The organism is Streptomyces sp. NPDC018000 (genome assembly GCF_044328025.1).
GTDB lineage: Bacteria > Actinomycetota > Actinomycetes > Streptomycetales > Streptomycetaceae > Streptomyces.
On the sequence record NZ_JBIRGM010000001.1, the window covers coordinates 719,064 to 744,167 of the forward strand.

The 25,104-nt window shown below is 69.6% G+C and carries 21 protein-coding genes; 10 read left to right on the forward strand and 11 right to left on the reverse strand.

Going from position 1 to position 25,104, the window contains the following annotated elements; genetic code table 11:
• Positions 1–69: 69 nt before the first annotated feature.
• Positions 70–606 (forward strand): HNH endonuclease, encoded by a 537-nt coding sequence (locus ACH4EW_RS03435; protein ID WP_398250663.1) that lies wholly within the window; start codon positions 70–72, stop codon positions 604–606.
• A gap of 96 nt (positions 607–702) precedes the next feature.
• Here the strand turns inward: ACH4EW_RS03435 and ACH4EW_RS03440 are convergent, their stop codons facing one another.
• The 5 genes from ACH4EW_RS03440 to ACH4EW_RS03460 form a co-directional block, all read right to left on the reverse strand.
• A complete protein-coding gene (locus tag ACH4EW_RS03440; protein ID WP_398250666.1) occupies positions 703–1,446 on the reverse strand; it encodes an ATP-binding cassette domain-containing protein in 744 nt (247 codons plus the stop codon).
• The gene (locus ACH4EW_RS03445) at positions 1,443–2,021 is read right to left on the reverse strand and encodes a hypothetical protein (RefSeq protein ID WP_398250669.1); all 579 of its coding nucleotides are present in this window, start codon (positions 2,019–2,021) and stop codon (positions 1,443–1,445) included. Before ACH4EW_RS03445 ends, ACH4EW_RS03440 begins: the two co-directional genes overlap by 4 nt.
• A complete protein-coding gene (locus tag ACH4EW_RS03450) occupies positions 2,018–2,818 on the reverse strand; it encodes a hypothetical protein (RefSeq protein ID WP_398250672.1) in 801 nt (266 codons plus the stop codon). The genes ACH4EW_RS03445 and ACH4EW_RS03450 overlap by 4 nt, the downstream gene beginning before the upstream one ends.
• A 545-nt stretch (positions 2,819–3,363) precedes the next feature.
• Positions 3,364–3,681, reverse strand: coding sequence for a hypothetical protein (locus ACH4EW_RS03455; RefSeq protein ID WP_398250675.1), 318 nt, complete (start codon positions 3,679–3,681; stop codon positions 3,364–3,366).
• Positions 3,682–4,338: 657 nt separating this feature from the next.
• Positions 4,339–7,380, reverse strand: coding sequence for a beta-N-acetylglucosaminidase domain-containing protein (locus tag ACH4EW_RS03460; RefSeq protein ID WP_398250678.1), 3,042 nt, complete (start codon positions 7,378–7,380; stop codon positions 4,339–4,341).
• Positions 7,381–7,449: 69 nt separating this feature from the next.
• Here ACH4EW_RS03460 and ACH4EW_RS03465 point away from each other — a divergent pair, with 69 nt between their 5' ends.
• The 3 genes from ACH4EW_RS03465 (at position 7,450) to ACH4EW_RS03475 (ending at position 8,382) form a co-directional block, all read left to right on the forward strand.
• The gene (locus ACH4EW_RS03465) at positions 7,450–7,629 is read left to right on the forward strand and encodes a hypothetical protein (protein ID WP_398250681.1); all 180 of its coding nucleotides are present in this window, start codon (positions 7,450–7,452) and stop codon (positions 7,627–7,629) included.
• 74 nt (positions 7,630–7,703) lie between these two features.
• Positions 7,704–7,976, forward strand: a complete 273-nt coding sequence (locus tag ACH4EW_RS03470; RefSeq protein ID WP_398250684.1) for a hypothetical protein — start codon at positions 7,704–7,706, stop codon at positions 7,974–7,976.
• Positions 7,977–8,151: 175 nt separating this feature from the next.
• Positions 8,152–8,382: a hypothetical protein gene (locus ACH4EW_RS03475; RefSeq protein ID WP_398250687.1), complete on the forward strand. Its 231-nt coding sequence runs from the start codon at positions 8,152–8,154 to the stop codon at positions 8,380–8,382.
• Between the two features lie 310 nt (positions 8,383–8,692).
• Here ACH4EW_RS03475 and pepN (ACH4EW_RS03480) read toward each other — a convergent pair whose 3' ends face one another.
• The gene (gene pepN, locus ACH4EW_RS03480; RefSeq protein WP_398250689.1) at positions 8,693–11,275 is read right to left on the reverse strand and encodes an aminopeptidase N; all 2,583 of its coding nucleotides are present in this window, start codon (positions 11,273–11,275) and stop codon (positions 8,693–8,695) included.
• A 99-nt stretch (positions 11,276–11,374) separates the two neighbouring features.
• Between pepN (ACH4EW_RS03480) and ACH4EW_RS03485 the strand changes: the two genes are divergently transcribed.
• Both ACH4EW_RS03485 and ACH4EW_RS03490 read left to right on the forward strand, forming a co-directional pair.
• Positions 11,375–11,605 (forward strand): ribbon-helix-helix domain-containing protein, encoded by a 231-nt coding sequence (locus tag ACH4EW_RS03485; protein ID WP_398250692.1) that lies wholly within the window; start codon positions 11,375–11,377, stop codon positions 11,603–11,605.
• On the forward strand, positions 11,592–11,939 hold the full coding sequence (locus ACH4EW_RS03490; protein ID WP_398250695.1) for a type II toxin-antitoxin system PemK/MazF family toxin: 348 nt from the start codon (positions 11,592–11,594) through the stop codon (positions 11,937–11,939). Before ACH4EW_RS03485 ends, ACH4EW_RS03490 begins: the two co-directional genes overlap by 14 nt.
• A gap of 58 nt (positions 11,940–11,997) precedes the next feature.
• On the opposite strand, the gene ACH4EW_RS03495 is transcribed toward ACH4EW_RS03490, so the two are convergent.
• The 4 genes from ACH4EW_RS03495 to pepN (ACH4EW_RS03510) form a co-directional block, all read right to left on the reverse strand.
• Positions 11,998–13,026, reverse strand: coding sequence for an aspartate-semialdehyde dehydrogenase (locus ACH4EW_RS03495; RefSeq protein WP_398250698.1), 1,029 nt, complete (start codon positions 13,024–13,026; stop codon positions 11,998–12,000).
• A 227-nt stretch (positions 13,027–13,253) separates the two neighbouring features.
• Entirely contained in the window at positions 13,254–16,553 is a 3,300-nt protein-coding gene (locus ACH4EW_RS03500; protein WP_398250700.1) for a S8 family serine peptidase, read from the reverse strand.
• A 197-nt stretch (positions 16,554–16,750) separates the two neighbouring features.
• Positions 16,751–17,809, reverse strand: a complete 1,059-nt coding sequence (locus ACH4EW_RS03505; RefSeq protein WP_398250703.1) for a hypothetical protein — start codon at positions 17,807–17,809, stop codon at positions 16,751–16,753.
• 232 nt (positions 17,810–18,041) lie between these two features.
• Positions 18,042–20,654 (reverse strand): aminopeptidase N, encoded by a 2,613-nt coding sequence (gene pepN / locus ACH4EW_RS03510; protein ID WP_398250706.1) that lies wholly within the window; start codon positions 20,652–20,654, stop codon positions 18,042–18,044.
• A 131-nt stretch (positions 20,655–20,785) separates the two neighbouring features.
• Between pepN (ACH4EW_RS03510) and ACH4EW_RS03515 the strand changes: the two genes are divergently transcribed.
• Positions 20,786–21,433 (forward strand): DsbA family protein, encoded by a 648-nt coding sequence (locus ACH4EW_RS03515; protein ID WP_398250709.1) that lies wholly within the window; start codon positions 20,786–20,788, stop codon positions 21,431–21,433.
• Positions 21,434–21,505: 72 nt separating this feature from the next.
• Here ACH4EW_RS03515 and ACH4EW_RS03520 read toward each other — a convergent pair whose 3' ends face one another.
• The gene (locus ACH4EW_RS03520; protein ID WP_398250712.1) at positions 21,506–22,714 is read right to left on the reverse strand and encodes an MFS transporter; all 1,209 of its coding nucleotides are present in this window, start codon (positions 22,712–22,714) and stop codon (positions 21,506–21,508) included.
• A 61-nt stretch (positions 22,715–22,775) separates the two neighbouring features.
• On the opposite strand from ACH4EW_RS03520, the gene ACH4EW_RS03525 reads away from it, so the two are divergent.
• The 3 genes from ACH4EW_RS03525 to ACH4EW_RS03535 all read left to right on the forward strand — a co-directional run bounded on the left by ACH4EW_RS03525 (position 22,776) and on the right by ACH4EW_RS03535 (position 24,915).
• On the forward strand, positions 22,776–23,753 hold the full coding sequence (locus tag ACH4EW_RS03525) for an ArsR/SmtB family transcription factor (RefSeq protein WP_398250715.1): 978 nt from the start codon (positions 22,776–22,778) through the stop codon (positions 23,751–23,753).
• Between the two features lie 302 nt (positions 23,754–24,055).
• A complete protein-coding gene (locus ACH4EW_RS03530) occupies positions 24,056–24,310 on the forward strand; it encodes a DUF6332 family protein (RefSeq protein ID WP_398250718.1) in 255 nt (84 codons plus the stop codon).
• 113 nt (positions 24,311–24,423) lie between these two features.
• Complete coding sequence (locus ACH4EW_RS03535) at positions 24,424–24,915, forward strand: hypothetical protein (RefSeq protein WP_398250721.1); 492 nt, start codon at positions 24,424–24,426, stop codon at positions 24,913–24,915.
• Positions 24,916–25,104 lie beyond the last annotated feature (189 nt).

Sequence of the window (25,104 nt, forward strand, 5' to 3'; positions counted from 1 at the left end):
GAGTAGAGACTGAGATCGGATCGTCCCGGCGCGAGCCACGCGCCGCCGGCGTACAAGGAGGCATCCACCGTGCCGCATGTCCTGGTTCTCAACGCGTCGTACGAGCCGCTCGGCGTCGTACCGCTCCGCCGCGCGCTCGTCCTCGTGCTCGAAAACAAGGCCGTCTGCCTCGAGGAATCCGGCGCCTTCATGCACAGTGCCACCCGGGCCGTCCCGGCCCCCAGTGTCGTCCGCCTGAAGCGGTTCGTACGGGTTCCCTACCGGGGGCCCGTGCCACTGACCCGCAGGGCGCTGTTCGCCCGGGACGGGGGCCGCTGCATGTACTGCGGCGCCACCGCGACCAGCGTCGACCATGTCATTCCGCGCAGCCGCGGCGGAAAGCATGCCTGGGACAACGTGGTGGCCGCCTGCCGCCGCTGCAACCACGTCAAGGCGGACCGGCACCTGCCGGAGCTCGGCTGGCGGCTGCACCAGCAGCCCGCCCCGCCGACGGGTCTCGCCTGGCGCATCATCGGGACGGGACACCGCGACCCGCGCTGGTTGCCGTACTTGCAACCGTTCGGCGCGGACGACGCGATGGCCCGGATCGACGGCATCTCAGCTTGACGATCCGGGCTTCTGCGTGTCGGGAGGACGGTTTCGCGGAGCGCCGCGCGCACCGCGGCTCAGCGGGCAATACGCCCGGGCCTGATGTCGGGGACCTCAGGCCCGGGCGCCGCAGCCGCGCAGCAGGGCTGTGTATGCGCCCTCGGCCGCACGGCCCTCGACGGTGCCGGGCGGGGTGAGGGCGAGGAAGGAGCTGGTGTCACCGTGGTGGACGATCTTGCCGTCGTAGACGACGGTGACGTGGTCGGCCTCCTCGGCGAGGTCGGCGACGTCGTGCGTGGACAGCAGCACCCGGATGTCGCCGGTGAGCCCCGAGAGCATGTCCCTGAAGACACGCCGCTGGTACGGGTCGAGCCCCGCGGTCGGCTCGTCGAGCAGCAGAACACGGGCACCGTGCACCAGCGCGCCTGCCACCCCGACCCGCCGCAACTGGCCCCCGGAAAGGCGGTCGCTGCGCTCGTCCATCCGGTCGGCGAGGTCGACCTGGGCGAGGGACTTCCGGGCCCGTTTCCAGGCCTCGGGACGGCTCATGCCCTTGAGCCAGCCGATGTACGCGACGTACTCGCGTGCGGTGAGCCCGGGCATGGGGGTGATGTCCTGCGGCATCCACGCCACGTCCTGCCGGTACTGCTTTGTTCCCGCCGGGAGCCCATCGAGGTGGACGCTGCCCCGCTGTGGGGTGGCGACCGAGGCCGCGAGTTTCAGCAAGGTCGACTTTCCCGCGCCGTTGGGCCCCAGGAGGATGGAGAGCCCTTCGGGGAGCGCGTAGTCGAAGTCCTGCAGGACAGGCTGCCGCCGACGCCGGTAGCGATAGGTGCAGCGGGTGAGTTCGAGGGTCACGGTGCCTTCCTCGGAGCGAAGATCAGGGCGGTCACGCCGACGATGAACACCAGCAGGGAGACGACGGCCGCGGGAACGTCGTAGGCGGACTGCGGTACGACGGTCCACAGGCGTGGCACATTGCCACGAAAGCCGATGCCGACGACAAGAACGAGCCAGGCCACGGGCACCAGGACCGCGGCCGGACCGACGACGGCGCGCCCCAGGAGCATCAGACCGGCCAGAAAGAGCACATTGCGGCCCGAGGCGGCGGCCTCCTGTGTACCCCCCCAGGCGGCGACCAGCAGGGCGCACCCGAGCGTCCCCGCGGCCAGCACGGCGACGAGCGCGGCGTCGTACCGGCCCATCGGCCGCACCCCGGAGTCCTCGGGGGCGGGGAGGCGCGATTCGAGGATGTGCATGAGGCAGGCGAGGACCGGTACGGGGACGAAAAGGGTGAGGGCGACCTGAGGAGAACCGACGAGCGAAGGCAGGGCGACCCGGACGTTCTGCACCGCGAACAGGGGCAGCAGGAAACCGGCCAGCGCCAGCGGCATCATTGCATTCGCCCGCCGGGCGCCGATCCACCACCTCATGTGCTGCTCGCTGTACAGGGGGAGTTGAGGGTGCTGCGGATCCACTGGGTCTGCTCGGCGGGCGCCCGGCCGAGAACGTAACGGACCTGGGCGCCGACTTCGCTCTCGATCTGCCGGCTCTGGGGGGTCACGGCTTCGCGCCTGCGGCGGTCCTGGTACGCCTCGACCTGTCCGGTACGGGTGGCGGCCCACAGCCACACGGAGTGAGCCCGGACGACGGGAACCTGCGCGCAGCGGAACTTCAGTGCCCGGACCATGACCTGATAGCCGGCCTCGTGCGGCTGGTCGGCCGACATGAGACTCATCCTCCACACCCGGTCGCCGGACCCGGCCGAGGCCGTCCCGGTGAGCAGGTCCTCGATCCGTGTGGGGGCGGTGCCGGGGACTCCGGCGGCATGCAAGGTGCGCAGTACGTCGGACGCTTCGCGCTGGGCCTGTGCCAGGTGTCCGGAGGCCACTTGCGGCATGCACACCCGGGGCTGTTCCCCCGTGCAGTCCACGGCGGCCAGGCCGGTGGCCATGGGAGGCGTGTGCGGCCAGCCCCGGGTGATGTGGTGAGCACCGAGGACACCGGCCAGGGCGACACCGAGCGCGAGAACACCGCGCAGTGCCCGGGGGCCGTACGGCAGCCAGAGAAGCATCAGGCCGATGGCGATGCCCCCTGCCAGTAGGACAGGCGCGGACACGGACACCAGCCGGGGTACTTCACCGAAGCCGATGTCGGAGAACTGCCCGGACACATGGCGGAGCCAGTAGGGCTGTGTGGCCCGGGTGAAGGCGACTGCAATCCAGTCCACCACGGCAACCACAGGGGTGGCGATCAGTTGCGGTAGAACGGAGCCGAGGGCAAATCCAACAATCGCGTGGGCAACAGATATCACCATGCCCATCAAAGGCAGCCGCAGGGAGTCGAGGCTCGGGACAGTGCCGCTGCGAACGAGGGACACGGCCGGCGGCAGCAACAATACGAGCCAGGACAAAATCACCACGGGCAACAGCGCATTGGCCGCGACCCGATATCGGCTACGGGAGGGCAGTAATTCCCAGATATGAGCTTTCCGTAACCGCCCGCTTTCCCATACCCCAAGGGCGGCAGAAACCGCATAGGCGAGCGCGTAAAGAACCATGAGTGGAGCCGACACAATGGCCGGAGCCCAGTGATGATATTGACTGGGAGGTGCGACTTCTCCCGTCAGGTAATAAAGGGCAGTCAGCAGGAGAACAACGGGGCCGGCCCAGCGCACGCTGCTACTACGCAGTGCGGTGGTGAATTTCATCGCGACTCACAGAGTTTAAGGGGCCGCCCCGGGGCCGCCGTGACGGCCCCGGGGCGGATGTTCGGTCAGCCGTCAGCTTTGGTGGTGTCGACACTGACACTGTTGACACTGAGCTGCGGGCCGAAGGTCGTGCCGCCGATCTTCATGATCTGGAAGTAGACGTTCTTCATACCCGAGCCCAGGTCGGTCCACTCGCCGTTGCTCGTACCACTGCCGAAGCAGGCGGTAAAGGTCTTGGTGTCGTACGAGTCGTCGGGCTGGAAGGGGATATCGCGCCACATCTGCACATCGGTGCTCTTCGTTATACCGGAGTCGGTGTGACAACCGGTGAACTGGATCTGCGAGTACAACTCGTCGGACCAGCGGCGGGACTCGAAGCCCACGCTTGCCGCTGTAATGCTGCTTGACCAGTTGGCTTCAGCGGAAGTGGCGAAAACGAGAGTGATGACCGCGGCCGTTCCGGCCGTCGTTGCCAGGCGTGCGCCAAGTTTCACGGATTTCCCATTCTGGATGCAATCCGGCACGAGAGGTGAAAGCTTTCGCATGCCCCCCGTGCATGCGAAGATTCCCCCCCCGCACCGTCCAGACGGTAACACCTGAGTGAATCTCGGGCAACGCTTTTCCTGGCTGCGGGAGGCGCGTCCTCCAGTCGTAGAGGGATCCCGCAGGTGATATTTGGGCGGTGCCCCGTTGTGCGACATTTCGGCATGTCCGCACACAGTGAGCCGGATCGCATTTGTTCCCATACATGCAGATTTCACAGGTCATCATATTCTGACGTTTTCCTGGAACAATCTGGCCTCGATTCTTCAACGGGATTCGGCCACTGGTCGGTTCGATTCATCCGTCATGTTCTCGTGCTGTGCGAGGCGGGTCGTCGGAGGGGCGGCCGCCATCCGCACGGGGCATGCCACCTGCGCAGGTCGATCTGCCCTGCTCGCAACCCGTTCGGCGCGGACGACGCGATGGCTCGGACCGATGGCATATCGGCCTGATTTCCCGGGCCTTTGCCGTCCCCGGGCCGGCAAAGGCGGGGAAGGTCAGTTGTCCTGCCCAGCCACCGCGTACGCCTCCACCGACCAGAGCGAGTAGCCGAACTCGGTGCCCCTGGCATCGCCTTGCACCCTGAGGAAGCGGGTGCCCTTCGCGTCCATCCGGACCGACTCGCGCCCGCCCCTGCCATCCCGTACGGTCGCCGCCGTGCGCCAGTTGCGGCCGTCCGCGGAGACCTGGACGCGATAGCGGGAGGCGTACGCGTCCTGCCAGTGCAGCACCACCTGGCCGACCCGGGCCGGCTGCGGCAGTTCCGCCTGCCACCAGGCGCCGTCCTCTGCCGGCGAGGACCAACGGGTGTCCGGATCGCCGTCGGAGGCGGCCGTCGCCGGGAAGTCCGGCGTCTCGTCGCCGGACGAGGAGACGGTGGCGGTACGCACCAGGTCGGGTCCCGCGGTGCGCGGGTACGCCCGGACGGTCAGCGTGCTGCGTTCGTCGCCGAAGCCGATCGGCACCTCGTAATCGCCCGCCGGGGTGCCCGCCGGGACGGTGATCTCGACGGGGACGTCGGTACGCGAACCGCGCGGCACCCTCGTCTGCTTCGGGACGCTCACCTCGATGCCCTCGGGGGCCTGCGCGGTGAGGGTGCCCCGTACCTCGGCAGGGCGCCGAGCGGCCAGCCGCGCCTCGACCCGCTGCGGCTTGCCGCCGATCTCGGCATCCGTCTCGCCGCGTACGAGATCGAGCCGGGCGGCGGGCTCGTCACCGAACCACGGCACGAGCGCGCGCACCTGCGGAGCCCGGCCCCGCGCACTTGTGGAGGAGCCGGCTGTGAGGCTGCTTCCCATCCGGCTTCCCGGGACGATCGGCGGCAGCGTGCCGGTGATGACCGGGGGCGTCGACGGACCGCCGGTGGGCCAGCTGATCCGGATCGCGTCGGTCCGCAGCTTCTTGGCCGGCGTCTGGGTCCAGCCGGTCGCCGACACCGGGCCGAGGCTGCGCCAGCCCTTGTCGGGCACATGGGCCTCCAGCGTCGCACCGGCCACCGTGCCGCGGCCGGGTACGGTCATCGCCGTCACGGTCTCCACCGGGCGGGAGCGGTTCAGCCGGACCGTATAGCTGCCCGGGGCCTCGGTCACCGTACCGGCGTCGCGGTCCGCGCCGGTCCAGGCGTCCGCCTCTCGGCGCACCCGGTCCAGGAACGGACCGAGAACACCCTTGCCGACCGTCGCATCGCTCGCCTTCGTGGCCTTGTGCACCGGCTCCAGCGCCAGCGACGCCTGCCACGCGGCAGCCCCGTCACCGCGCGACTGGGCCTGCAGCAGATCGACGGCCAGCTCGCCCGCCCGGCCGTACCGGGACAACTGCTCCGTCCACGGCCGCACTTCGTCGTCCAGGCGCCCGCCGTCCAGACCCTTGAGCCGCTGCGGGGTCTCCCGCATCACGGTGAACGCCTCCCGCAGCCTGCGCGCCGCATCGGCCTGCGCCGTGGCGTCGGTCGTCGTACGGGACTGCCAGAACGCGGTCAGCAGCGGCTGAAGATACGCCGACTCGTCACCGCCCAGCACGGACGTCGCACTGTTCCCGGCCAGCGCGCGCAGCGCGTCCCTGGCGCGGGCGTCGCCGCCCGCCAGATCGTCGATCGCCGCCTGCCAGGACTCCTGCGGCCGGTAGTCCTTCGGGTTCCAGGCGAAGTCGGCGGCCGTGAACAGCGGAATGCGGGACGCGGACGGCTGCTCCATCGCATTGGCGAGCAGCGCCGCGGAACCCATCGCCACCGCCGGGTCCCGGCCGGTGTACGGGCCGAGGAAGATGCGGTCCTGCGCGTAGTCGTTGACCGGGTAGTTGTCGATCGTGACCAGCGGATGCCGCAACGCGGCGCGGGCACCGGCCAGTTCCCCGCCGGTGATGGTCCTCGGTACGACCCCGACACCGGTCCAGGCGATCTGGACCCGGTCGTCCAGCTCCTCGGCGAGCGCTTTGCGGTAGTCGGTCGCCCCGTCCTGGTAGAACTCCGTCGGCATGACCGACAGCGGCTCCGCGCCCGGATGGCGGTCCGCGAGATGCTGCGCCACCATGCTCGCCACCCGCGCCTGCGCCCTGGCCGCCGCCTCGGGGCCGCTGCCGAAGGTGTCGGCGTCGCTGTCGCAGTGCCACTCGCTGTAGCTGACGTCCTGGAACTGCAACTGGAAGACGCGCACGCCCAGCGCCCACATCGCGTCGAGCTTCTTCGTCAGCGCCTTCACATCGCTGTCCGACGACATGCACATGGCCTGGCCGGGGGCGACGGCCCAGCCGAGCGTCACATGCTCGGCGCGGGCCCGCTCGGCCAGCGCCCGGAAGTCGGCACGCCGGTCGGCGGGGTACGGGTCGCGCCAACGGGCCTGCCGGTACGGGTCGTCGCCCGCCGCGTACAGATACCTGTTCTGCTTCGTACGCCCCATGAAGTCGATCTGCGCCAGCCGCTGCGCACGGGTCCACGGCTGCCCGTAGAAGCCCTCGGTCATCCCGCGTACGGCGGTGCCCGGCCAGTCCCTGACGGTGACCCCGGCGATGCTCTTGTCCCGGATCAGCTGACGCAGTGTCTGCACGCCGTGAAAGAGTCCGTCCTCGCCGACGCCGTCCACGGCGACGGTGTCCCGGCCCGCGACCCGGCCGACCGCGATCCGGTAGCCACCGGACGGCAGATCGCCGCGGTCGGGGGCGTGCAGCGAGCGCAGGGCGTCCTGGGCGCCGTTGCCGCCGAGCCGGATGACGGGTCCGCGGCCCGGCAACGCCTCGTGGACGGTCCGCACGCCCGCGTCCCGCAGGAGCTTCCTCAGTGCGTCGACGGCATACGGATCCGCGTGCGCGTCGGCCACGAGGGTGACCTCGGCAGAGAGCGGTACGGACGGCCCGGAGGCCTTGATGGACTGGGGCCGCGGCCACACGGCGGGCAGGCCGCCGTCGTCCGTGCGGTCGGGGGTGGCGACGGCGGAGGGGCCGGGCGCCGAAGGGGCCGCGACGGCGGCCGTCGTCCCTGCGGAGAGCAGCCCGCCGAGCACGGCGACCGTGATGGCCGTTGCCTGCTTTCTGCGCCTGAGCCGCATCGCTCTTCTCCCTCGCTCTCCCCGGTGGGCTCCGAGCCCACCACCCAACGCGCGAAGGTGTCAATGCGGGTGGCTGGTGTGCCGCAAATGCCCGATGTGGTGAGCGGGGTGACGGGTGTTCGGCTGTTTACGGGCGACGCCAAGGGTGACGCCGAATGGCCGAAAACAGCGGATATGGCCGACCGGTCTTACGGCGAACCGGCCCCCGAGGAACGGAATGTGACCCAGAGCACGTTGAAGTCGTTGTGATGACGCCTACGTCTGCGGCCGAGCCCGCTGGGTAGGTCCGCTGAGTCCTGTCCCTCCACGGCCGGGAGGCCGCCATGCCCGCTGCCGCGCCGCTCCTGCTCTCCGCCCTCGCCGAACAGACACCCGGTCCCGCCCCGCTGCCCGGTGGGTTCCCGGCCACCGCACCCGGCACCGGTCCGCTGACGAGCGAGCCGCCGCTCGCCGATGCGATACCTCTCACCAGCGAGCCGCCGCTCGCCGACGCCACACCCCTGACCAGCGAAGCCCCGCTCGCCGCCAACGCCGCGCTGACCAGCGAGCCGGCCACCTCCGGCGGCGCGTGGGGCATGGAGTCCCCAGGAGTCTGAATGGGCTTGTCCCGGCTCGCCCGCCTGCACCGGCTGATGGAGGTCCTCCGCTCCCGCGAGGACCGCCCACGGGCCAACCTGGATCCTCACCCGGGAATCCACCGGGAATTCCGCCCGTGACCTCGTACGGCACCCCGGGCGCGCGCCCTTCCCGGGCATTCGCTACGTTTGTTTCGTGGACAAGAAGAACGCTATGCGCGCCGGCGCCGTCGCGGCCGGAACGACGCTGATGATGCTGCTCATGTCGTCCCCTGCGCTCGCGCTCACCCGCGACGACGGTGACGACCCCGGTCCGGGACTGAGTGCGATGGACACCATCCTCCAGTTCGTCGTGGCCCCCATCGTCCTGTTCGTGGTCATCGCGGGCCTGGTCATGATCTTCGACAAGTCCAAGAAGAAGGTCTAGCACCTACTGAGACCGACCGGGTCGGTCTTGCTTCCCGAGTGCGCCGCAGGTACCCCGGTACCGCGCGGCGCACACGCATGTCCGGACCCGGGTGCCAGGCCTGTCATCGGCTCCGCCACCACGCTTCGACGGCGGTGCGGAGTCCCGGCACAGTGGCGCACCGTGACGAACGTCGAGCTTGTGACCGCCGCGGATGTACAGCTCATGCAGGGTCTGGCGTCGGCGTGTCACCGCCGCCCGCGGCGAAGAGAAGCAAGAGAAGGGGCACCCCCGACCGCGGGGCGCCCCTCACCGCTTCACCGCTCGGCCGTTACGCCGTGGCAGCCGCCGCGTCCGCGGCCTGGGCCTTCAGCGCGCGCTCCACACCCGAACGCGATTCGGACATCAGCCGGCGCAGAGCCGCGTTCGGCTCCGCCGAGGACAGCCAGGCGTCCGTGGTGTCCAGGGTGGCCTGCGAGATCTGGACGGCCGGGTACAGGCCGACGGCGATCTGCTGCGCAATCTCGTGGCTGCGCGACTCCCAGATACCCTTGATCGCTGCGAAGAACTTCTCCGTGTACGGGGCCAGCAGTTCGCGCTGGTCGGTCTGGACGAAACCGGCGATGACCGCCTCCTGGACGGCGTTCGGCAGCTTGTCGGACCCGACGACCGAGGCCCACGCCTCCGCCTTCGCCTCCTCGGTGGGGCGGGCCGCGCGAGCGGTCGCCGCGTGGCGCTCGCCCGCCGCCGTCTTGTCGCGCTCGTACTCGGCGGCGATCTCGTCCTCTTCGAACAGACCGGTCGCGGCCAGCCGCTCGACGAATGCCCAGCGCAGCTCCGTGTCGACGGCCAGGCCCTCGACCGTCTCCTTGCCGTCGAGCAGCGACTGCAGCAGGTCCAGCTGCTGCGGGTTGCGGGCCGTCGCCGCGAAGGCGCGGGCCCAGGCCAGCTGGTGGTCGCTGCCCGGCTCCGCCGCGCGCAGGTGCGCGAGCGTGGCCTCGGTCCACTGCGTCAGCCCGGCCTCGCGCCACTCCGGCGCCGCGTACAGGTCCAGCGCCAGCTTCACCTGACGGTGCAGCGACTGGACGACGCCGATGTCCGACTCCTTGCCGATGCCCGAGAGCACCAGGGAGAGGTAGTCCCGGGTCGCCAGCTCGCCGTCGCGGGTCATGTCCCAGGCGGAGGCCCAGCACAGGGCGCGGGGGAGGGACTCGGTGAAGTCGCCGAGGTGTTCGGTGACGACGCGCAGCGACTCCTCGTCGAGACGGACCTTCGCGTACGAGAGGTCGTCGTCGTTGAGCAGGATCACGGCGGGGCGGGCGGTGCCGGCCGGGAACGGCACGGTCGTGCGCGCGCCGTCGACGTCCAGCTCGATCCGGTTCGTACGGACCAGCTTGCCGGAGTCGGCGGTGTCGATGGCATAGCAGCCGATGGCGATGCGGTGGGGGCGCAGCGTCGACTCGCCCTTCGCGCCGGCGGGGAGGGCCGGGGCCTCCTGGAGGACCGTGAAGGACGTGACGTGGCCGTTCTCGTCCGTGGCGATCTCCGGGCGCAGGATGTTGATGCCCGCCGTCTCCAGCCATGCCTTCGACCAGGTCTTCAGGTCGCGGCCGGAGGTCTTCTCCAGCGCGCCCAGCAGGTCGGGCAGACGGGTGTTGCCGAACGCGTGCGCCTTGAAGTACGCCTGGACGCCCTTGAAGAACTCGTCCATGCCGACGTACGCCACCAGCTGCTTCAGGACCGAGGCGCCCTTGGCGTACGTGATCCCGTCGAAGTTGACCATCACGTCGTCCAGGTCACGGATGTCCGCCATGATCGGGTGCGTGGAGGGCAGCTGGTCCTGGCGGTAGGCCCAGGTCTTCTCGGAGTTGGCGAACGTAGTCCAGGAATTCGGCCACTTCGAGCCCTGCGCGTATGCCTGGCAGGCGACCGAGGTGTACGTGGCGAACGACTCGTTCAGCCACAGGTCGTTCCACCACTCCATGGTGACGAGGTCGCCGAACCACATGTGTGCCAGCTCGTGCAGGATGGTCTCCGCGCGCCGCTCGTACGCCGCGTCCGTCACCTTCGAGCGGAACACGTACTGGTCGCGGATGGTGACGGCGCCCGCGTTCTCCATCGCGCCCGCGTTGAACTCCGGGACGAACAGCTGGTCGTACTTGGCGAACGGGTAGTCGTAGTCGAACTTCTCCTGGAACCAGTCGAAGCCCTGCCGCGTCACGTCGAAGATCGCGTCCGCGTCGAGGAACTCGGCCAGCGACGGGCGGCAGTAGATGCCGAGCGGAACGGACTGGCCGTCCCTCTCGTAGCTGCTGTGCACCGAGTGGTACGGGCCGACGATCAGGGCCGTGATGTACGTCGAGATGCGCGGCGTCGGCTCGAAGGACCAGACATCGTCCTGCGGCTGGGGTGTCGGCGAGTTCGAGATGACGGTCCAGCCGTGCGGCGCCTTCACCGTGAACCGGAACGTCGCCTTGAGGTCGGGCTGTTCGAAGCTCGCGAAGACGCGGCGCGCGTCCGGCACCTCGAACTGGGTGTAGAGGTACGCCTGCTGGTCGACCGGGTCGACGAAGCGGTGCAGGCCCTCGCCCGTGTTGGTGTACGAGCAGTCGGCGACGACCTTCAGCTCGTTGGAGCCCGCGACCAGATGCGGAAGCGTGATACGCGAGTCGCGGAACACGGCCGCGACGTCCAGCGACTTGCCGTTCAGCTCGACCTCGTGCACGGCCGGGGCGACCAGGTCGATGAAGGTCTCCGCACCGGCCTCGGCGGAGTCGAAGCGCACGGTGGTCACGGACCGGTAGGTTCCGCCCTCCTGCGCTCCGGAGAGGTCGAGATCGATCTCGTACGCGTCCACGGTCAGCAGGCGCGCCCGCTCCTGTGCCTCTTCGCGGGTCAGATTGGTGCCAGGCACGCGGTCATCTCCTTGGTATGTGACGTTTTCGGTCATCCTTCCACGTCGCGCCCGGAGACGGAGTAGCTATAGATAAGCTACCGCGGTAGCATCAACAGTATGAAGATCAGTGTGAGCTTGCCGCAGGAGGATGTCGCCTTCGTCGACGAGTACGCCAAGAAGACCGAGGCGGATTCCCGGTCCGCGGTGATACACGCCGCCATCGAGCTGCTGCGTGCCTCGAATCTGGAGGCTGACTACGAGGCGGCATTCGCGGAATGGGACGCGAGCGAGGATGCCGCGTTCTGGGACAAGTTCTCGGGTGACGGGCTGAGCGATGAAGCGCGGTGACATCTACCTGGTCGAGTACGAGCCGGTGCGGGGCAGCGAGGCCATTAAGGCCCGTCCGTCGGTGATCGTCTCGAACGACGGGGCCAACGCCGTTGTCTCGCGGATGGGGCGTGGTGTGATCACCGTGGTGCCACTGACATCGAACACCGCCCGGGTCTATCCCTTCCAGGTGCTGCTTCCCGCGGCGGAGTGCGGCCTGCCGAAGGACTCCAAGGTGCAGTGCGAGCAGGTGCGCGCCTTGGCCGAGGAGCGGTTCCTGCGGCACGTCGGCACTGTCCCGCGCCGGCGCATGGCCGAGATCGACGCCGCCCTGCGACGGCATCTCGCCCTCTGACGGACACGAAAGGGCGGCCACCGCACTGCGGTGGCCGCCCATTTTGTGCGTACAGGCGTCAGCCGTTCAGCTCCGCCGCCACCAGCTCCGCGATCTGTACCGCGTTCAGTGCTGCGCCCTTGCGCAGGTTGTCGTTGGAGACGAAGAGCGCGAGGCCGTTCTCCGCGGTCTCGTCGACCCGGATCCGGCCGACGAACGAGGCGTCCTTGCCGGCCGCCTGCAGCGGGGTGGGGATCTCGGAGATCTCGACGCCCGGGGCGTCCTTCAGCAGCTCGTATGCGCGCTCGACGCTGACCGGACGGGCGAAACGTGCGTTGATCTGGAGCGAGTGGCCGGAGAAGACCGGCACCCGGACGCAGGTGCCGGACACCTTCAGCTCCGGGATCTCCAGGATCTTGCGGGACTCGTTGCGGAGCTTCTGCTCCTCGTCGGTCTCGAAGGAGCCGTCGTCGACGATCGAGCCGGCCAGCGGCAGCACATTGAAGGCGATCGGACGCTTGTAGACGCCCGGCTCGGGGAAGTCGACGGCCTCGCCGTCGTGGGTGAGCTTGTCGGCGTCGGCGACGACCTTGGACGCCTGGCCGTGCAGCTCGGCGACACCGGCCAGACCGGAGCCGGACACCGCCTGGTAGGTGGCGACGGTCAGCGCCTGGAGGCCGGCCTCGTCGTGCAGCGGGCGCAGCACGGGCATGGCGGCCATCGTGGTGCAGTTCGGGTTGGCGATGATGCCCTTGGGCCGGTTCGCGATCGCGTGCGCGTTGACCTCGGAGACGACCAGCGGGACCTCGGGGTCCTTGCGCCAGGCGGAGGAGTTGTCGATCACGACGGCACCCTGCGAGGCGACCTTCTCGGCGAGCGCCTTCGACGTCGCGCCACCGGCCGAGAACAGCACGATGTCCAGCCCGGAGTAATCGGCCGTCGAGGCGTCCTCGACGGTGATCTCCCGGCCCTGCCACTCGATCGTGGAACCCGCCGAGCGCGCGGACGCGAACAGCCGCAGCTCGTCGGCCGGGAACTTCCGCTCGGCCAGGATCCTGCGCATGACTGTGCCGACCTGACCGGTGGCGCCGACGATTCCGACCTTCACAGGGACTCCTTCAAACATACGAGCTGGCGCGGTTGCCGCTCCATGATGCGTATGTGAACGGCTTCCTTGTCCAATCCATTGTCCGCGCTGTGGACACTGCCCACCCGGCCGGACCGGCAGAGCAGTGGGGCGGGGCTCCACAGAGCCCCGCCCCACTGTCGTACGGATCACATGCATGGACCACATGGATCACGCGGCGACCGAGGCCGCCGCGACGGCGTGAACCGCTACGGCGTGACCTTCTCGATCACGACGCTGCCGGTGCCCGCCGCGGTCCCGCGGCTGTTCACCAGGTGGACCTCGCCGAAGAACTGCCGGCCCTCGGGGGCCGCCCCGGCGACCGAGACCTCGGCACCGATCTGGGCCGAGGCGCCGCTGGCCAGGTTCACGGCCTTCGACTCGTCGACCTTGATCGTGCCGAGCGACGGCGCGTAGTACACGTCGCGGTAGTCGTACGTGGTGGTCCCGGCGGGGACGGAGTAGCCGTCGATCACGACGGTGTACGTGCCGGCGGCGGGCTTCGCCAGGCTGACCGACTCCTCGGACCCGGCCGTGGTGGACTTGCCGACCGTGGCGTTGCCCTTGAAGACGTACAGGTCCAGGTCCGCGTTGGCGTCCGACGTTCCGCCGATGGCGACGTCCAGCTTCTCGACGCCCTCACCGATGGTGACCGTGTACTCCTGCTCGTCGCCCGTCTTGATCGACGGCCTGGCGACCTTGGCCGAGCCCAGCGAGCCGCCCTTGAGCGTGCCCTCCAGGTCGCCGGCGTTGTTGGTGACCTGCCAGTTCACCGCGGCCGGCGTGCCGATCTTCGCCTCGGCGATGGTCTGCACCGCCGGGTCGAAGGTGGCGCCGAGCAGCGAGACATCCAGCTTGTACGGGTTGTCCAGCAGCGGCGACGTGCGCCGTGCCTCGACCTCGATCTCCCAGACGCCCGGCTGCGGGTCCTTGTAGGAGCGCACGTCGGGGCGGCAGGTGTTGGCCGGGTTCTCGTAGTTCGGGTAGCAGAAGATCGTGGAGCTGTTCTCCATCTGCACCCCGTACGGGTGGATGGAGATGAAGCGGGTCTGGCTGCCCGAGCGCAGCCCGCTCATCGCGACCTCAAGGGTCTTGGCGCCCTCCGGCACGTTCACGAAGTACGACGTGCTGCTGTTGCGCTGCACCGAGCCGGACGCCTTGAACGCGTAGGCGGGCTTCACGAGCGGCGTGGAGACGACGACCGTGGAGAGGATCTGCTGGTCCACGCCGACGGTCTTGCGGTCGTCCACGAGCAGGATCGCGCTGTGCACGCCCGCGCTGCCCGGCTGCGCCTGGACCTTGACAGTGACCGGCTCGCCGAGCGGCAGGGAGACCGTGCTCGGGCCGGTCAGCTTGAAGGTGCCGTCGTTGTTCTTCCACGACAGCCGGTGCTTGACGGCCTTGTCCGGACCCGTGGTGCGGGTGATCGTGACGTCGTACGACTTCTTCTGGCCGGCCTTCAGACCGCCCTCGCGGTCGTACAGACCGGTACCGAAGCCGGGGGTCTTCAGCGCGAAGTCGATCGCGGTGTCGACCGGGGCCTTCACCGAGTACTCGTGCGCCGGGGCACCCTGCTTCTCGATCTGCTTCCAGGCACCGACGATGTCGATCAGACCGGAGCCCTGGGCGTGCGCGGGCACACCCTTGATGTGGGTGGCGGTGCTGGTCAGCGCCGTACGCAGATCGGCCGGCGGCAGCTCGATGTGCTTCTGCTTCGCGGCCGACAGCAGCAGCGCGGTCGCGCCCGCGGCCTGCGGCGAGGACATCGAGGTGCCCTGCAGCATGGAGTAACCCGCCGGCAGGCTGTAGCCCGCCTCCTTGACCGGGCCGCCGGGCAGCCAGGTCTGGGTGGTGTTGATGGACGCACCCGGGGCCGTCAGGATCGGCGCGAAGCCGCCGTCCTCACGCGGGCCGCGTGAGGAGAAGGGCAGCATGTCGTACTTCTTGGTGACGTTCGAGCCGTAGTTGGCCGCCCACGTCTCCTTGGAGATGGACGCACCGACGGAGATGACGTGGTCGGCGAGGCCGGGGTCACCGATGGTGTTCACACCCGGGCCGTCGTTTCCGGCCGAGATGACCAGCTGGACGCCGTAGGTGTCGATGAGCCGCTTGTAGAGCCTGGAGCGGGCGTTGTTGCCGTCGTTGAGCGGCGGCAGGCCACCGATCGACATGTTGACGACATCGACACCCCGGTTCACGACGAGGTCGATCATGCCCTCGGTGAGCGCGATGTTGGTGCAGCCGCCGGACCAGGTGCAGGCACGCGAGGAGACGATCTTGGCACCGGGCGCGGCACCGTTCATCTTGCCGCCGAACAGACTGTTCGCGGCGGTGATGCCCGCGACATGGGTACCGTGCTCGGACTCGATGACACCGATGCTGACGTAGTCGGCCTTGTCGCCGGCCGCGTTGTGGACGACGTTCTTGCGCGTCTCGATGGTGAACGGGATGCGCTCGGCGACATCGGTCCGCGGGTCGTCCTTGCCGAAGTAGGAGATCTGGTGCTTCTCCTTGTACGGCTTCAGGGCGGTGTCGTTGGTGAAGTCGCCGTCGTTGTTCAGGTCGACGTGCGTGGTGCCGGTGACCGGTTCGTAGAGCACGGCCCACACGTCGGTGGTGTCACCGTCGCGGTTCAGGTCGCCCGCCATGTCGCCGCCCTTGGTGGCGTCCTCGGCGAACAGCTCGATCTTGTAGTCGCCCTCGGACGCCTTGTACGTACGGCCCTCGTACGTGAACGTCGGGCCGGACACGGCGTCCGTCATCCTCAGCCAGGTGCCGTCACCGTCGTTGACCGGGTCCGTGGCCGTCACCCAGTCGACGATCTTGCGCTCACCGGTGGTGGTCTTCTGCAGCGCCGGGTGACCGACGTCCACACCCGAGTCCAGGACGCCGATGGTCACGCCCCGGCCGTCGGCCTTCGGGTGCTGCTCGACGAAGTCGACCGCGCCCGTCTCGAAGGACGGGTTGTACGGGTTCTTCGCCGGCGTCTTCCTGCCGGGCGCCGGGTAGGTGCCCGTGGACTTCGCCGTCGCCCCGGCGGCCCGGTCGCCCGCGGGCGTCGGGTCGTCCAGCTTGATCTCCTGCTTGAGATCGATGCCCTGGACGGACGACAGCTTGGAGGCCGCCTCGATGGTCGCCTCGGCGGACGCGGTGGGCACGGTGGCCCGTACGTAGCCGAGCTTGTCGTAGGCACGTCCCAGCACGGACCCCTTGACGGCGTCCAGTTGCTTGGTGACCTGCTCGGTCGCACCGGGAGCGGTGGCGACCATCATCGTGACGTTCTTCTCGCCCTTCGCCTTGGCCTTGGCCAGAAGGTCGGCATCGGCCGCGCCGAGCTTGTCGGCCGTTGCGCCGTCGGCGGCGGATTTGACGGGCGCGGGGTCATCGGCGGCGAAGACCGGGGCGGCGCCGGTGGCGGCCAGCGCGGCCACCAGACCGGCGGCAGCCGCGATTCGGGCCGCGCGTCTCGCCCCGGGTATGGAACTGGGGTACGTGCGATCGGCGGTCATCAGCATCCCTGAAGTGAAAGAGAGAGTCCGGAATTCGGTACCGGATGACCGCTCACCCTTTCGTAAATGCCAGGGCTTGTGGAGAGTTGAGAGGGGCGAGATATGGACATGGCGGAATTCCGCCAGTGGAGCTGATGCGCCATCAGGGACGAAACGGCGAATATGGCCGACCGGCACATGGCTTCCGCGGCCCGTCCTCAACGGGGCAGGAGCATCACATACGCGGCCGGTTCACGATCGGCCGCCTCCATCAGTGCCGCATGCACCACGATCGCCTGCTGCCCCGCCGCGTCGCGGAGCTTCTTCGGGGAGAGGTGGATGACGGTGACGCCGAGTCGCTCCAGGTGCTCCCGCTTGGCGGCGTACGCGGACCACTGCGCGTCGTGCTCCTCCTGGCGCCGGTCGTCGTCGAGCCTGCTGTGCCGGGGTGCTCTGGTGTCGAGCACCACGGCGACCGCCTGCTCGGGCCAGTAGGCGTCCACTCCGCCGAGGTGCGGGCCGCCGGGGAGCCGCAGGTCCACATTCCAGAGCGGTTCCGGCAGGCCGTGCGACCGCACCATGTCGTACAGCCGGTTCTCCGCCAGCGCCCGCCCCTCGGCGAGCAACGCGTCGACGGCGTCCACCAGTTGGGGGCAGTCCAGCAGTTCGGCCCGGCTCAGCTCGCGTGCGAGGGCGGCCGGCTCGCAATGCTCGCCGCGGACCGCCTCGGTGAGCAGATGGCGTACGGTCGAGGCGTCCTCGAGCCCGGCGACCGCGTCCGCGAGAGCCCGCTCCACCGGGGCCACGGGCAGGCCCCGCACCTGCTCGGGGCAGGGCGGTTCGGAGGCCCGCACCAGATGTACGTACCCGACCGACCGCAGTCGCCGGGTACGCGGCACCAGCACATCGATCTGGGCCGGCGAGGCCGCCGCGAACCCGTGCAGGACCAGTGCGGCAAGCCCGGTGACCATGGCCTCGCCGTACTCGGGCTCCGTGTCCGGTCCCGGTTGCGCGGGCACGCCCCGACGGCCGGACGCCGGTGGCCGGCCCGCGTACAGCAGGGCGGACCGCAGCCGTTCCTCGTCGGTGACCGGTCCCGGGTGCAGGACATACACGCCGGGCAGCGGCTGCTGCCACGGCCCGCCGGTCCTGCACTGCGCGGCGGCCTCCGCGGCGGACACACTGTGCGCCTTCAACTGTGCTGCGGACAGCACGCGTTGACGGACATCGTCGGTGATACGGAGGTGACTGGGGGAGAGTGGCGTGTTCTGGGTCATGTTCCGGGGTATCCCGCAAGCGGACGTGGCACTAACCCCTGTTACATGCCCGTCGACAATTCAGGACAACACCGTCCTGAAGCAGGCATGTTCGACAACCGGAACGGACCGTCGCGGCGGCGTTCGGCCCGCCCGGGGCGGGCGCCCCCACGGGCCCCACCCCGGACGGGCCGGAAAACCGAGCCCGTCCGGCGAGTGAGAACAAAGCCTGGGCACCCGGCCCCGGCGTCCGTCAGACCCCAGGCTCCGCTGCCGCCGCCGCGTCGCACCCCTGCGCCCGCAACGCCCGAGCCAGATCGTCCCGCGCCTCCAGCACCAGCCTGCGCAGCGCCGGCGCCGCATCCGCATGGGCGGTCAGCCACGCATCCGTGGCCGCCAGCGTCGACGGGTCGTCCTGCAGGGCCGGGAACAGGCCCCTCACCACAGCCATCCCGATCTGGATCGACCGCTCGGCCCACACCCGCTCGATCGCGGCGAAGTACTTCTCCGCGTACGGCGCCAGCAACTCCCGCTGCGACGACTGCTCGAACCCGGTGATCGTCGCCTCCACCAGCGCGTTGGACAACGCCTGGGACTCCACGACATCCGCCCAGGCCTGCTCCTTGACCGCGGCCGAGGGCCGCGAGGCCAGGCACCGTACCTGGTGCCGCTTCCCGGACGCCGTGTCGTCGCGGGCCAGTTCGGCATCGATCACCGACTCGTCGGCCACCCCGTGCGCGGCCAGCGGGGACAGGAATGCCCACCGCAGCTCCTGGTCGACGTCCAGCCCGTCGATCCGGGCCGAATCGAGCAGCCCGGACAGCAGCTGGAAGTCCGCGTCCGAGTCGGCGACCGACGCGAAGAACCGCGCCCACGCCAACTGGTGCTCGCTGCCCGGCTCGGCGATCCGCAGCTCCCGCAGCGCACCATCGGCCAGCGCCCGGCCGCCCTCCTCACGCCACTCGGGCGCCGCGTAGTGCACAAGTGCGGTCCGGGTCCAGGCATGCAGCATCTGCAGGACGCCGATGTCCGACTCCCGGCCGGAGAAGGCCAGCACGAGGGAGACGAAGTCGCGGGACGGCATCAGCCCGTCCCGGGTCAGGTTCCACAGCGCGGACCAGCACAGCGCCCGTGCCAGGGGATCGGTCATGTCACCGAGATGCGCCCGCAGCGTCGCCAGGGACACCTCGTCGAAGCGGACCTTGCAGTACGTGAGGTCGTCGTCGTTGACCAGGATCAGCTCAGGCCGCTCCGCTCCGGCCAGCTCCCCGACCACCGTGCGCGGCCCCGCCACATCGACCTCGGCGCGCGCGTACCGCACCAGGTCGCCGTCGGCGGTTCGCCGGTACAGGCCGACCGCGACCCGGTGCGGCCGCAGCTCCGGGTGGGAAGCGGCCGCCTCCTGGAGGACCGCCAGCTCCGTGATCCGGTCCGCCGAGTCGTACGTCACCTCCGGGGTCAGCGAGTTGACGCCCGCGGTCTGCAGCCACGACCGGGACCAGGCGGTCATGTCACGCCCGGACGTCTCGGCCAGGACGGACAGCAGATCACCCAGCTGCGTATTGCCGTAGGCGTGCTTCTTGAAGTAGCGCCGGGCGCCCTCCAGGAACGCGTCCCGCCCCACGTACGCCACCAACTGCTTCAGCACCGAGGCGCCCTTGGCGTACGTGATGCCGTCGAAGTTGAGCTTGGCGTCCTCCAGGTCACGGATGTCGGCCGTGATCGGGTGCGTGGACGGCAGCTGGTCGGCGCGGTACGCCCAGGACTTGCGGTTGTTGGCGAAGGTGATCCAGCCGTCCTTGAAGCGGGTCGACTCGACCATGGCGAAGACGCCCATGAAGTCGGCGAACGACTCCTTCAGCCACAGGTCGTCCCACCACTGCATGGTGACGAGGTCGCCGAACCACATGTGCGCCATCTCGTGCAGGATGACGTTGGCGCGGCTCTCGTACGACGCCTGCGTCACCTTGCCGCGGAAGATGTACTCCTCGCGGAACGTGACACAGCCCGGGTTCTCCATCGCGCCGAGGTTGTACTCGGGCACGAACGCCTGGTCGTACTTCCCGAACGGGTACGGGTAGTCGAAGTTGTCGTGGAAGAAGTCCAGGCCCTGCTTGGTGACGAGGAAGATGTCGTCCGCGTCGAAGTGCCGGGCGAGCCCCTTGCGGCACATCGCGCCGAGCGGGATCTCCAGCTCCGTACCGTCGTCGAACGTACGGCGGTAGGAGTCGGTGACGTAGTGGTACGGACCGGCCACGATCGCCGTGATGTACGTCGAGATCGGCTTCGTCTCGGCGAACCGCCACACCTCGCCGTCCCGCGACTCCTCGGCCCCATTGCTCCAGACCGTCCAGCCCTCGGGCGCCGTCACCTCGAAGCGGAAGGGAGCCTTCAGGTCGGGCTGCTCGAAGTTCGCGAAGACCCGCCGCGAGTCGGCCGGCTCGTACTGCGTGTAGAGGTAGACCTCGCCGTCCTCCGGGTCGACGAACCGGTGCATTCCCTCGCCGGTCCGGCTGTACGCGCACTGCGCGTCGACCACCAGGACGTTGTCGCCCTCCGGCAGCTCCTCCAGCGCCACCCGCGTCCCGTCGAAGACGACGGCGGGGTCGAGCGGCTGCCCGTTCAGCGTCACCGCGTTCACGCTCGGCGCCACCAGATCCGCGAAGGTCGACGCTCCCGCGCGCGCGGTGCGGAACCGGATCGTGGTCACCGAGCGGAAGGTCCGCGGACCGGAGGAGGCCCCGTCGCCGTCCCCGTCGGACCCACCGACGGCGGAACGCAGATCGAGACCGACCTCGTAGCCGTCGACCGTCAGCAGCTCGGCCCGCACACGGGCCTCGTCGCGGGACAGGTTCTCACCGGGCACGGCACACTCCTTTGTGTCACGTTCGAATCGTTTGATCCTCCCATGTCGCCACTCGGCCCGGCATACGGGAATGGCCGATGCGTCCCGAGGCGTTCTCGCGCACAGGTGCGAACGCCCTTACGAGGAGAAACATGTCTGACAACAGCACGGCGCCCGGCAAGACCCCTGCCGATTTCTGGTTCGACCCGCTCTGCCCCTGGGCCTGGATGACCTCCCGCTGGATGCTGGAGGTGGAGAAGGTCCGCGACGTCGAGGTCCGCTGGCACGTGATGAGCCTTGCCGTACTCAACGAGGACAAGCTCGACGAGCTGTCGGAGGAGTACCGCGACCTGCTGGAGAAGGCCTGGGGCCCGGTCCGCGTCGTCGTCGCGGCCCAGCAGAAGCACGGCGACGACATCGTCGGCCCCCTGTACACCGCGCTCGGCACCCGCTTCCACAACCAGGGCGAGGGCCCCACCCGCGAGGCGATCGTGGCCGCGCTCGGGGACGTCGGCCTGCCCGCCGAGCTGGCGGACTTCGCGGACTCCGACGCGTACGACGCCGAGCTGCGCGCCTCCCACAAGGAGGGCATCGACAAGGTCGGCCAGGACGTCGGCACCCCGGTCATCGCCGTCCCGGGCGCGGACGGCGAGCAGATCGCCTTCTTCGGCCCGGTCGTCACCCCCGCCCCGAAGGGCGAGGAAGCGGCGAAGCTGTGGGACGGCACGCTGCTGGTGGCGTCGATCCCCGGCTTCTACGAGATCAAGCGGACCCGTACGCAGGGCCCGGTCTTCGACTGAGCCGGACGACCGGGTGCGGGCCCGGCCGCCATCCGGCCCCGCACCATCCGGCCGACACCGAGCTGTAAACGGTCACGCCGCACTGACCTCCTGCCGAGGCCCGGGGTCCGTTTCGCCCCGCGCCTCGGCCCGCCGCCCCGCCGCGACGAGGGCCAGGGACATGGCGAGGGAGGCCGTCGCCATCACGGTCATCGCCGTCCCCGGTGAGGTCCGCTGGGCGACGGCGCCGGCGAGCGCGGCTGCGACGCCCTGCATGGTGAGCATGCCGGAGGAGTGCAGTCCGAGCGCCTGACCGGTGATCTCGTCCGGAGTCAGGGACATCAGCCGCTCCTGGAACAGCAGGCTCGCCGCGAACCCGACCGAGGCGAGCGTGGTCAGAGCGATGGCGAGCGGCAGCGCCGGACGCGTGACGAAGAACAGGTACGGCACGGCCAGTAACAGTTGCAACGGCGTCGCCAGCCGCGCCCGCCATTGCCGGGCGACGAACCGGCCCGCCACCGTGTCCCCGACGAGCATCCCCAGCGCGCCGAAAGCGAAGAGGAGCCCCGCGTGCTCCGGGGAGTACGGGACGAACAGCGACTCGCAGCCGACGATCAGCCCGTTCGGCACCCAGAGCGCGAGGTAGACCCGGCGGCGCGGACCGGAGGACCACAGCACGGCATTGATCCGCCACGTCTCGGCGACCGACGGCCGCCCGGCGGCGCGCGGTGGACGGCGGGCAAGCCCGAACCGGGCGACGGCCGCACCGGTCAGATACAGGGCGGCGGAGACCAGCAGCGTGCCGCGTGCGGACAGCGTCGTCACCAGAAGCCCACCGAGTGCGAACCCGCCGATCTGCATCAGGCCGGAGCACATGTTGAGCACCGAACGCCCCAGCAGATAACCGTCCTTGGGCAGCACCTCGTTGAGCAGGCCGTACCGTACCCCGCCGCCCACAGCGGCGATCACGCCCTCAATCAGGATGATCGCGAAGACGACGGGCAGCGGAAGCCCGGGGACGGCGAGGGTGGCGGTGGCCAGCCCGAAGGCGAGCGCCATGCCGGTCATGGCGGCCCGTGGCGGCAGCCGGTCGGCCGCCGACATCAGCACGGCCGCCCCGATCACCTGGGCGAGCGAAGAGCCGAACATGGACAGGGCGGCGAGCAGCGGCGAGTCGGTCGCGGCATAGACGAGGGTGCCGAGGGCCAGCCCGCCCATCGTCGATCCCGCGACCTGTACGGCACTGGTCGCGAAGAGCGGCCCGAACTGCGGGGCGCGGAAGAGTTCCCGGTAGGTGCGCATGCGGGGAGTCTCGGAGGGTGCCCACGCCGACCGTTACTTTTTCGCGTGGAGGCGAAACATCATGGGTCTGTGGCAGATCAACACGGATACGCTCGCGGGCAGCCGGTTCGTCGTCTCGCCGCTCGCCGAGACCATCTCCGCCCTGAACTCCCTGGAACGGGGCCGGCCCGATCACCCCGGCGAGCAGGCCTGGCTCGACGCCCATCTGCCCGCCTACCGGGCACGGCAGGCCGCCGACCCGGTCGCCGCCCTGCTCGTACCGGCGGCGCTCGGCGGCAGCTGGAACGCGGACTTCATCACTCCCACGCCTGAGGGCGAGGGCACACTGTCCTTCGATGAGGAACTGGCCCCCGTCCGGGCGACCACGCCCGAGCGTGCCCGCGTCGACCTGATGGTGTCCCTGGGCGGACGGCCCCTCCCGGAGCTCCTGGACCGCGACGACCTGGCGCAACGCGCCGCCGACGTACTGCACTGGGTCTGGCAGCACACGGTCCTGCCGGACTGGCCGCGCCGCCGCCGGATCATCGAGGCTGACGTTGTCGCCCGTACCGGGCAGCTGAGCCAGGGCGGCTGGGCCGCCGCACTGAGCGGTCTGCGCCCGGGCATGCGGTGGCTCGGCGGGAGCCGGCTCCAGATCAACGCGCACGACTACCCGCCGAAGCAACTGGCGGGTGTGCGGCTGCTGTTCGTGCCGGTCACCCAGCGCACCGGCTGGGTCTCCTGGGATGACGAAGCCCAGCGGTACGCGGTTGTCTACCCGTGCTCGGGCGCCCTGGCCGATGCGGGGCGGGCGCGGGTGCCCGACAGCCTTGGTCGCCTGCTCGGCCCCGCGCGGGCGGCGGTCCTTGTCCTCCTCTCCAGCCCGAAGAGCACCACTCAACTGGTGGCCCTGACCGGCCAGGGGCTGGGTTCGGTGGGCCGCCACCTCAAGATCCTGCTGGACTCCGGACTGGCCGACCGCCGCAGGGCAGGGCGTTCGGTGCTGTATTTCCGTACGGACTTGGGCGACGCCCTGGTGGGTGCCCGGCCAGACGGCTGAGTCGTCCGGGGCAGCGGGGCGGCGGGGTGAGGGGCGGGGCCGGTCGCGCGAGGAGGCGCCGACCGGGGGCCGGGGCGGCTTTGGGGCTCAAGCGCTCCGTCAGTCAGGGGCTGGGCATAGTCTGCGGGCAGACATCGAAGCCATACGGTGACGTATACCCGAGAGCCTTCCGACTCCCGGTGGAACAGACGTACGTGACGGGTAATGAGAAGACATCTCAATTGGTGAGGGCGCCTCGGCCGGGAGCCGGGTGCTGTTCCAACTCAGGTGCCATGACGTGACCGTGATGTGAGACTTGAAGCATGGATATGGGGCGTGAGTCGCGGTGGGAAAAGGACGCAATGACGGTAGAGATCGTTTTCGCCCTGGTGACTGCCGTCGCGCTGGCTGCAGCGGTCTTTGCCGTCGCTCTGGCTCTCACACTGGTTTTTGGCCTCTCTGGTTCAGCGGCCAAAGGCGTGCTGATGGGAGGTGCCTTGCTTGGAGCGATGGTCGGAATGTGGCGTCTGGTACGGGTGCTGTATCGGTTCGACGCGCAGCGCCGTAGAGGCCACTGACTGCGGGGCCCCTCCTTGCGGTCGGTAGCCTGCCAACGGGGCCGTCCGGGGCCACGGCTCACCGTCGGTTCGCCGAGCACACGTTCCTGCGGTCCACGGGCAACCTGACGCCGATGTTTTCTCGGGGGATCACCGACCGTGTCGTCGAGGCGCGCGCACGGCACGACGTGCGTCAACTGGCCGCCGAGGGCGGCGAGATCCGGTACGGCCACATCGAGATCGGCGGCACGTACCTGTACGTCAGGGATGCCGCCGAAGAGATCCCCTGGGACGAGGTCACCCGGGTGAGAGTGGACGACCACCAGGTCGGCATCACCGTTCCCCATCTGCGGCGCCGCTTGGAGGGCATCAAGCTCAGGGCGGACGGCCGCCGGGAGAACTACCGGGTCGGTGGGGACAACACCCAGTACATCGAGTCCAAGGACCTGAGCCCGTGCCGGAAGGCGATCATCTGGTCCGTCATGTCCCACATCGGGAAATCTCTCGGCAAGGGCAAGGAATCGTGGCGACCGTGCCCACGGGCAGGGCCCGCACGGGGCGCGCGCACCACTCGATCACGGAGGCCCGCGCGCGTGCGGTGTAGGTGTACGGCTCGCCGGCCTTGAGCCGTATCACGGCTTCCCACTGGCCGTGGTTCAGCCAGCGGAAGGTGCGTTCGCGGTCCTCCGCGTCGAAGCCGGAGAGCAGAGTCCGTACGGAGACCCGCATCCAGATCAACGCCCGCGCAGGGGTGTCGGCGTGCTCGGCCCGGACGAGGAGTCCGCCGGCGGCGGTCTCGCACCGCCAGACGGTCC